The following is an 8388-nucleotide window of genomic DNA, read 5'->3' on the forward strand; positions in this document are numbered from 1 at the left end:
TGCATCACTTCACGCATTCAACTGGAGCGCCCCATGACCCAGACTAATCTGCGCAACGGCCCTGATGCCAACGGCCTGTTTGGCGCGTTCGGCGGCCGCTACGTTGCCGAAACCCTGATGCCGTTGATCCTCGACCTGGCCCGTGAGTATGAGCTGGCCAAGGAAGATCCTGCATTCAAGGAAGAACTGGCCTACTTCCAGCGCGACTACGTCGGACGCCCCAGCCCACTGTACTTCGCCGAGCGCCTGACCGAGTTCTGTGGCGGCGCGAAGATCTACCTCAAGCGCGAAGAGCTGAACCACACCGGCGCGCACAAGATCAACAACTGCATCGGCCAGATCCTGCTGGCGCGGCGCATGGGCAAGAAGCGCATCATCGCTGAGACCGGCGCCGGCATGCACGGTGTGGCCACTGCCACCGTCGCCGCGCGTTTCGGTCTGGACTGCGTGATCTACATGGGCACCACTGACATCGAGCGTCAGCAGGCCAACGTGTTTCGCATGAAGCTGCTGGGCGCCGAAGTGATCCCGGTGGTGGCCGGCACCGGCACGCTGAAGGATGCGATGAACGAAGCCCTGCGTGACTGGGTGACCAACGTCGACAGCACCTTCTACCTGATCGGCACCGTGGCCGGTCCGCACCCTTACCCAGCAATGGTTCGCGACTTCCAGGCCGTGATCGGCAAGGAAACCCGTGAGCAGCTGCAAGCCCAGGAAGGCCGTCTGCCAGATAGCCTGGTGGCGTGCATTGGCGGTGGTTCCAACGCCATGGGCCTGTTCCACCCGTTTCTCGACGACAAGAGTGTTGAAATCATTGGCGTTGAAGCCGCCGGTTACGGCATCGAGACCGGCAAGCATGCGGCCAGCCTGAACGGCGGCGTACCGGGTGTGTTGCACGGCAACCGCACCTTCCTGCTGCAGGACGACGATGGCCAGATCATCGACGCCCACTCGATCTCTGCCGGCCTCGACTACCCGGGCATCGGTCCGGAACACGCCTGGTTGCACGACATTGGCCGCGTTCAGTACACCTCGGTGACCGATGACGAAGCCCTCGCCGCGTTCCACCAGTGCTGCCGCCTGGAAGGGATCATCCCTGCCCTGGAAAGCGCCCATGCCCTGGCTGAAGTCTTCAAGCGCGCACCGAGCCTGCCGAAGGATCACCTGATGGTGGTCAACCTGTCTGGCCGTGGCGACAAAGACATGCAGACCGTGATGCACCACATGGAACATTCTCAACTCGAGCAATCCAAGCAGGAGAAACACTGATGAGCCGCCTGCAAACGCGTTTTGCCGAACTCAAGGAACAGAACCGTGCCGCCCTGGTGACCTTCGTGACCGCCGGCGACCCGGGCTACGACACGTCCCTGGCCATCCTCAAGGGCTTGCCGGCGGCTGGCGCCGACGTGATCGAACTGGGCATGCCCTTCACCGACCCGATGGCTGACGGCCCGGCCATCCAGCTCGCCAACATCCGTGCGCTGGGTGCCAAGCAGAATCTGGCGAAAACCCTGCAAATGGTTCGCGAGTTCCGCCAGGACAACAACGAAACGCCGCTGGTGCTGATGGGGTACTTCAACCCGATCCACATGTACGGCGTACCGCGCTTCATTGCCGAAGCCAAAGAGGCCGGCGTTGACGGCCTGATCGTGGTCGACCTGCCGCCGGAGCATAACGGCGAGCTGTGCGACCCGGCGCAGGCCGCCGGCCTGGATTTTATCCGCCTGACCACGCCAACCACCGACGATGTGCGCCTGCCGACCGTTCTCAACGGCAGCTCCGGTTTCGTCTACTACGTCTCTGTGGCTGGTGTGACGGGTGCCGGTGCCGCCACGCTGGAGCACGTCGAGGAAGCGGTCGCCCGTCTGCGCCGCCATACCGACCTGCCGATCAGCATCGGTTTCGGTATCCGTACCCCAGAGCAGGCGGCGTCCATCGCTCGCTTGGCTGACGGTGTGGTGGTGGGTTCGGCATTGATCGACCAGATCGCCAATGCGGCAACAGCGGATCAGGCAGTCGACGGTGTATTGAGCCTGTGCTCGGCGTTGGCGGACGGCGTGCGTAAGGCCCGCGTCAGCTGAGGGTGAAGTTCCTGGTACAGAGGAATTAGAGCCTCGCGGCACAAATTAAATAGCAAGGCCGAGGGCTTCAGGACTGCGTTCTGAAGCCCTTTTTGCTGTGTGTGTTGTGAGGAAAGACCTGATGAAAATGTCAGAAACGTCTGATTGCCAGCCCAGGTGTGCTGCTGCTCGGCGCGACCCTGCCGCCGGTTGCCGTATTACCCGGGCTACGAATGGTGCCGCGCGGGCGCGGACGTTGTGCTGATCGCCGCGGGAACAGGGATTGTCTATGAGGTTCTGCAGGGGGTTCTGTACTAAGCAGCATACTCATTGTGGCGAGGGGGCTTGCCCCCGTTGGGTCGCGAAGCGGCCCCAGCACTCGTCACTTGAGTCACTGGGCCGGCTGCGCCGTCCAACGGGGGCAAGCCCCCTCGCCACAATGGGAGCAAATCCGCAGAGGATCTGTGTGACTGCAACAACCTGAAGGATCAAGGCAATTCTATCCCGCCTGACGCCTTGTGCAGTTTACGCAGGTGCTCGCCAATCTGTTTCACGTTGGCCTCATTGGCAGCCATTTCGGCGGCACGGCCCGGTTCAAGCAACGCTCTCACTTCCTTGTCCAGATCCCCGGACAGTGCCAGGAGCTGCTTCTGGCGCTGGCTGCTCTCCGATTCCAGATGCTCCCACTCGCTCGGCTGTGGCAAGCCATAACCGTTGGTGCCCAGCAGCTCCGCCGGCCGGCTGAGGAAGCCACTGTTGGCGAGAATGTCCTTGAGTGTCTCGTTGGCCTTGTCCATGCCGCCATTCTTCAGCTCGCGGGCGCCCAGATAACGCTGCTTCACTTCATCCTGGGCCAACAGCAACTGCCGACGGAAACTCGCTTGCTCCAGTAGAAGCAACGCCGCACTGGTACGCAAATCGGCCTGCTCGAACCATTGCCGACGCTGCGCAGCTTTCAAGTCGAGCCAGTCTTCGACGGTTTCCTGTTTGATTGGCAAGTGCTTTTTCAGGACTTCGAACATGGCTTGATAGCGATCGCGGAAGGAGTCGAAACGATAACCCAGGCGCAGGGCTTCCCGTGGATCGTCCAGCACACTGGTGTCCGCCAGTCCTCGGCCCTTGAGCACTTCCAGCAAACCGTTGGGCATGATGTTGTCGAGTCCAACCAACTGCGGGTTGTTGGTCCCGCCGCGCAGCAATTTCAGTTCTTCCACTGCGCAGTTGTTCGACAGGAAGAAGTAGTTGCCGTCATAGCTCCAGTGCATCTCGGCGGCACGTCCGACCACGTCTTCAATCTCTCTGCGCGACAGGTTCAGGGGTACGGAGGCCAGGCTGCGCAGTTCTGTCTTGGTGTATTCGTCGATGACTTGGGACAGCGGCAGGATAAACAGCCGCGACGGGTATTTACCGACCAGGCCATCCCAGCTCGACAGTTGTACGTCGCCGACGAAGGCCCGGTACGACAGCACCAGATGCTGGTCCAGATCCAATCGGCAATCCGGTCCGCGTGGTCGGCCCGGCGCGCAGATCACCAGGCGCAACATGCTGTGGCCCCAGCGGCTGAACAGGTTCTGGTTAGCTTCGGCCAGCAGATAGTCAACGGCATACACCCGCTCCGGATCGACCTGGCCCAAAGGTGTCTTGGCGAAGTCGTTGCCGGCATTGAGGAACGCGAAGGTTTTATTGCAGGTGTTTTTGGCGGCGGGCGCCCAACCGAAATGTTCCTTGTAGTAGCGGTACAGTGCGGGTCGGCGGCAGGCGTAGCTCGGGTCGAGGAGGAAATACTCCATGTTGACCGCGACGAATTCCTTTGGACTGCTGGTCTCGTAGAGATCCGGACTGCGGGCAATCTGGCGGTTGTGCTGTTCGCGTTCACCGCGACGGCCTACGTATTGCTGCCAACCGGCGAGGTCGAGCAGGCGTGGATCATCACTGAGGGTAAAGCGCCGATCCGACTGGCCCCGGCATTGGTCGGGAATGCCAACCAGCCCTGAGCTGTTGTTGCGCTGGGTGCAGCGTTGAATCAGCTTGCGTTCGGTATCCGGCCACAGGCGTGAGCGATCGTAGATGTGAGTCAGCTCGTGCAAAACCGTGGCCAGCATTTCCCGGCGCACGGTGCCATGGGGGCGATGGGTTTTCCTGGTCGCGGCACTGCCATCGGTGAGGCCGGCCAGCAGGTTGCGGTTCAGATCGAGCTCGGACACCAGTGATGCCTGACCGTAGGCGTTGCGTGGCATGTCATCGGTCCAGCCGACGTCGATGCGTCGATCGAGTTGCTCGATAAAGCGTGGCGGCAGCGCCTGCATGGCTTCATCGAGCAAGGCCTGGCTGGCTTGCTGTTGTGCGGGCGTCAGACCTTCGGTCTTGAGCTGTAACTGAAGGCCTGCGTGGGCCGTGTTGCCGAGCAGCAACAGGGCCCCGGCCAGCAGCCAGGCGCATGGACGCTTCACAGTGCGAGGATGGCTTCGGCGAGGTCCTGGTCACTGGCGTCACGGGCTTCCGGCACGCGGGTGCGCAGCAAATCGAAGGCGGATTCCAGGTGAGCGCCACGAATGTCACCATTGCTGGCAACGAAACTGGCGGCGTCGTCCTGGGCTTCGCGCACGATTTTCGAGTCGCGAATGGACGTGGTGGTGTCGGAGGTGAAGTCGAGGGTGCGTTGGGTAGCACGGATCAGAATATTACTGGTGGCAACCAGAGTATGTGCCTGGGCCACATCGGCCAACAACAGCAGGCCTAAGGTGGCAGCAATCAGCGGGTTACGCATGGAACGACTCCAGAAAACAGGGATAACTATTGGACGAGAATTGCTTGTGCCAGTTCAAGGTCGCTGGCATGAAGTTTTGCCTGGGTTCGGCGCAGATACCGCAGGGCCGACTCCAGTCGTGCGCCTCTCAGTTGGCCGTCGCTGGCAATGAATGCCGCAGCGTCATCCTGGGCGGCGAGCAGCAGTTTATGGTCGAAGGGGGCGCTGGTCACCAAACTTGTGGCGTAACCGCTGGCGACAATGCCTTGGGTGGACAGGTTGAAGGCGTCATAAGCGTGGGCTGATCCGCAGCAGCCAAGGGTAAGAAAGACTGGAGCGATCAATAAAGCTGAAGGGAAACGCATGAGACTCGACAGTTGAATGTGAGTCCCAAGCCTAGCGCAAGGCCCGTTCTAGAGCCAGCGCCGAGACATTGGGACACGTCGGGCGTGCCCCATGTCTGTGCAGTCGCTTAGATCGTCAGGATCGCCTGCGCCAGTTGTGCGTCGGTTGCGTTCAGCTGTGGCGCCTGGCGGTGAATGTGGTCGATGGCGCTTTCCAGTTTTACGCCGCGGATGGAACCCTCACTGGCGACGAAGCTGGCAGCATCGTCACGGGCCGCGAGGACGATCTTGTCATCCTTGAACGACGACGAGATGACGTCGGAGGTCGCATCGGACGTGGCTTTGAGTGCGTTGACAACAGCGTCGGTGGTCACGATGAAGCTGGTTGCGCTGGCATTGGCTGCCATGGCAAACAGGGCAGCAGCGCTGAGTAGGCGGAGGCGGGACATGGGTAACTCCTTTGGGTAAACCAATTGAAAAATGGCGCAGTGTCTGCAATGTCAGACGCCAGGCGCTGGCGCTTGCCACGTTCTGGTTTGATTTTAGGCCTGAGTGTGTCAGTTCGAACAGCCCGTCATGCAAACAGGCAGTCAGCGCCAGAACGGTTTATCCAGTTCATTGACGCGCTCAGCGTGGCTGATGCCAAGATCCGATAGCTGATGATCATCGAGTTGAGCCAGTAAGCGTCGTGTTCTCGCCCTTTCCAGGCTGGCGAAGAGTTCTCTTGGCAGGTGTCTGGCCCAGCGCAAGCAAGGTCTCGATTGAGTTGATGGGGTGGAAACATCCTGTAAAGAGCTCATGGTGCGGTCCCTCTGCCGATAAGTGGAGGGCTTCATGCTGACACCGGTCGAAAATCCACTACAGACACACCGCAACGATATTGTACTCATTCAGTTAGTTGTTTTTGAAAACTGTACTGGTATTCATGGTTCCCTACTGTAAACGCAGATTTGACAGGCCAAAACGACAAAACCCGTCGTGGTTTCCCACGACGGGTCTTGTTTTTACAATTCGGGTTGCTGGCGGTGGACCTTCAGGTCAGAGCCAGCGACGCTAATTTAGCGCCAGAACGGCTTGCTCAGCTCTTCGTAGCGTTGTGCTTCGCTAATCCCGGCGTCAGCCAGCAGACGCGAATCCAGGCGAGCCAGTTGATGGCGGCTGGTGATGCGGCGCTGCCACAGCATCAGGTTGGCGATAACGCGCAGAGGCAGGGAAGCCTGGGTTTTTGCAGCAGTGTCTTGAAAGAACAGATCGGAACTGAGTGTACGTTCCATGGTGGTCATCCTTCCGCTTATGGCGGGATTAGGTAGTGGTTTAACTGGTGCCCATGATCCTCTCGTTTGCCTAGTCTCTGTAGATACAGTTCATCTGTATTGTGAGGGCTCAGTTAACTGTTTATAGGGGGTGTACTGGTCGAAATTGAGGCAACTGTACCTGTGCGCACCATTAAAGTGCAAAACTGCTGTTTTTACCCGGCGGGGTAGGAATTTTCCCTAGGAAATGACCAGTACAGCAGTACAGTTTTTTCATTTTTCGCAGAGGCAAGAGCAAGCTGACGAAACGGTGTTTGCGCCAGCTGCTATCTGTAGCAATTATTTCTTCAGCATTTTCCCGGTTTCTTCCAGGTTTATGTGCCAGCTCAAGGCATCACGCAGAATGTGCGGGGTGTGCCCGCCGATGGCGCATGCGGCGGTGAAGTAATCATTCAGCGCCTGGCGGTAATCCGGGTGCACGCACTTGTCGATGATGATCCGGGCACGCTCCCGCGGTGCCAGGCCTCGCAGGTCTGCCAGACCGACTTCGGTCACGAGGATGTCGACGTCATGTTCGGTATGGTCAACGTGGCTGACCATCGGCACCACGCTGGAGATCGCACCGCCCTTGGCGATCGACTTGGTCACGAACACGGACAGGTGCGCGTTGCGCGCGAAGTCGCCCGAGCCACCGATGCCGTTCATCATCCGCGTGCCGCAGACATGAGTGGAGTTGACGTTGCCGTAGATGTCGAACTCCAATGCTGTGTTGATGCCGATGATGCCAAGGCGGCGCACGACCTCGGGGTGGTTGGAGATCTCCTGCGGGCGCAGGACCAGTTTGTCCTTGTAGCGCTCCAGGTTGCCGAACACGTCGGCATTGCGCCGGCTCGACAGGGTGATCGAACTGCCCGACGCAAAACTCAGCTTGCCCGCATCGATCAGGTCGAAGGTCGAGTCCTGCAGGACTTCGGAATACATCGTCAGGTCTTCGAACGGCGAGTCGATCAGGCCGCACATCACCGAGTTGGCGATGGTGCCGATACCGGCTTGTAGCGGGCCGAGCTTGTTGGTCATGCGTCCGGCTGTCACTTCCTGTTTAAAGAAGTCGATCAAGTGATCGGCAATGGCTTGGGTCTCGGCGTCCGGTGCCAGCACAGTGGAGGGTGAGTCAGCCTGGTGGGTGACCACGATGGCGACGATTTTTTCCGCTGGAATCGGGATGGCGGTGCTACCAATGCGGTCGTCGACCTTGACCAGCGGAATCGGCGTGCGGGTCGGACGATAGGTCGGGATATAGATGTCGTGCAGACCTTCGAGGTTCGGGTTGTGCGCCATGTTGATCTCGACGATCACGTGCTTGGCGAAAATCGCGAAGCTGGCCGAGTTGCCTACCGAAGTGGTTGGCACGATATGCCCTTGCTCGGTGATCGCTACAGCTTCAATCACGGCAATGTCCGGCAGTTTCAATTGCTGGTTGCGCAATTGCTCCACGGTTTCCGATAAGTGTTGGTCGATGAACATGACCTCGCCGGCATTGATCGCCTTGCGCAGGGTGCTATCGACCTGAAACGGCATGCGTCGGGACAGCACGCCGGCTTCGGTCAACTGCTTGTCGAGGTCGTTGCCCAGGCTTGCGCCGGTCATCAGGCTGATCTTCAGCGGCGTGACCTTGGCGCGCTCGGCCAGTGCCTGGGGGACGGCCTTGGCTTCGCCTGCGCGAGTGAAGCCACTCATGCCGACGGTCATGCCGTCCTCAATCAGAGCGGCAGCGTCGGCAGCGCTCATCACTTTGTCCAACAACGAAGGCAGGCGAATACGGTCACGGTACATGGATTGTTATCTCGGGCAACAGGTAGCAGGACGTGCAGTCTAGTGAATTGCGCCGGTTTCTGTCCCGCTACCAAGGTCGCAATCGAGGCGTCTATTCCGGGCCTTTAAAGCAAAACACCGTTACCGGATCGGTAACAAAAGAATGGTTTTTC

Annotated in this window: 9 protein-coding genes and 1 pseudogene; 3 read left to right on the forward strand and 7 right to left on the reverse strand. The window is 59.6% G+C overall.

All coding sequences use genetic code 11. The annotated features are described in order from the left end of the window. The first annotated feature begins 33 nt into the window (after window positions 1-33). The 3 genes and pseudogenes from trpB to ACM6IK_RS20600 all read left to right on the forward strand — a co-directional run. Complete coding sequence (gene trpB / locus ACM6IK_RS20590; RefSeq protein WP_414875777.1) at window positions 34-1269, forward strand: tryptophan synthase subunit beta; 1236 nt, start codon at window positions 34-36, stop codon at window positions 1267-1269. Next, the gene (gene trpA, locus ACM6IK_RS20595; RefSeq protein WP_414875778.1) at window positions 1269-2081 is read left to right on the forward strand and encodes a tryptophan synthase subunit alpha; all 813 of its coding nucleotides are present in this window, start codon (window positions 1269-1271) and stop codon (window positions 2079-2081) included. The genes trpB and trpA overlap by 1 nt, the downstream gene beginning before the upstream one ends. Before the next feature lie 174 nt (window positions 2082-2255). Then, a pseudogene (locus ACM6IK_RS20600) lies at window positions 2256-2378 on the forward strand (RcnB family protein); the annotation flags it as partial. A gap of 170 nt (window positions 2379-2548) precedes the next feature. Here the strand turns inward: ACM6IK_RS20600 and ACM6IK_RS20605 are convergent. From ACM6IK_RS20605 to ACM6IK_RS20635, 7 genes are all read right to left on the reverse strand, one after another. Further along, on the reverse strand, window positions 2549-4510 hold the full coding sequence (locus ACM6IK_RS20605; protein WP_414875779.1) for a DUF4105 domain-containing protein: 1962 nt from the start codon (window positions 4508-4510) through the stop codon (window positions 2549-2551). Then, window positions 4507-4827: a DUF2388 domain-containing protein gene (locus ACM6IK_RS20610; protein WP_057712574.1), complete on the reverse strand. Its 321-nt coding sequence runs from the start codon at window positions 4825-4827 to the stop codon at window positions 4507-4509. The genes ACM6IK_RS20605 and ACM6IK_RS20610 overlap by 4 nt, the downstream gene beginning before the upstream one ends. A 26-nt stretch (window positions 4828-4853) precedes the next feature. Continuing rightward, window positions 4854-5171, reverse strand: coding sequence for a DUF2388 domain-containing protein (locus ACM6IK_RS20615; RefSeq protein WP_218431416.1), 318 nt, complete (start codon window positions 5169-5171; stop codon window positions 4854-4856). A 107-nt stretch (window positions 5172-5278) separates the two neighbouring features. Continuing rightward, complete coding sequence (locus ACM6IK_RS20620) at window positions 5279-5599, reverse strand: DUF2388 domain-containing protein (protein WP_414875780.1); 321 nt, start codon at window positions 5597-5599, stop codon at window positions 5279-5281. A 141-nt stretch (window positions 5600-5740) separates the two neighbouring features. Next, complete coding sequence (locus ACM6IK_RS20625; protein ID WP_414875781.1) at window positions 5741-5950, reverse strand: DUF1127 domain-containing protein; 210 nt, start codon at window positions 5948-5950, stop codon at window positions 5741-5743. 258 nt (window positions 5951-6208) lie between these two features. Further along, entirely contained in the window at window positions 6209-6424 is a 216-nt protein-coding gene (locus tag ACM6IK_RS20630) for a DUF1127 domain-containing protein (RefSeq protein ID WP_108218709.1), read from the reverse strand. Window positions 6425-6742: 318 nt separating this feature from the next. After that, entirely contained in the window at window positions 6743-8236 is a 1494-nt protein-coding gene (locus ACM6IK_RS20635; protein WP_414875782.1) for an acetyl-CoA hydrolase/transferase family protein, read from the reverse strand. Between the last annotated feature and the right edge of the window lie 152 nt (window positions 8237-8388).

The sequence above is a fragment of the Pseudomonas sp. IT-196MI5 genome (assembly GCF_949767415.1).
Taxonomy (GTDB): domain Bacteria; phylum Pseudomonadota; class Gammaproteobacteria; order Pseudomonadales; family Pseudomonadaceae; genus Aquipseudomonas.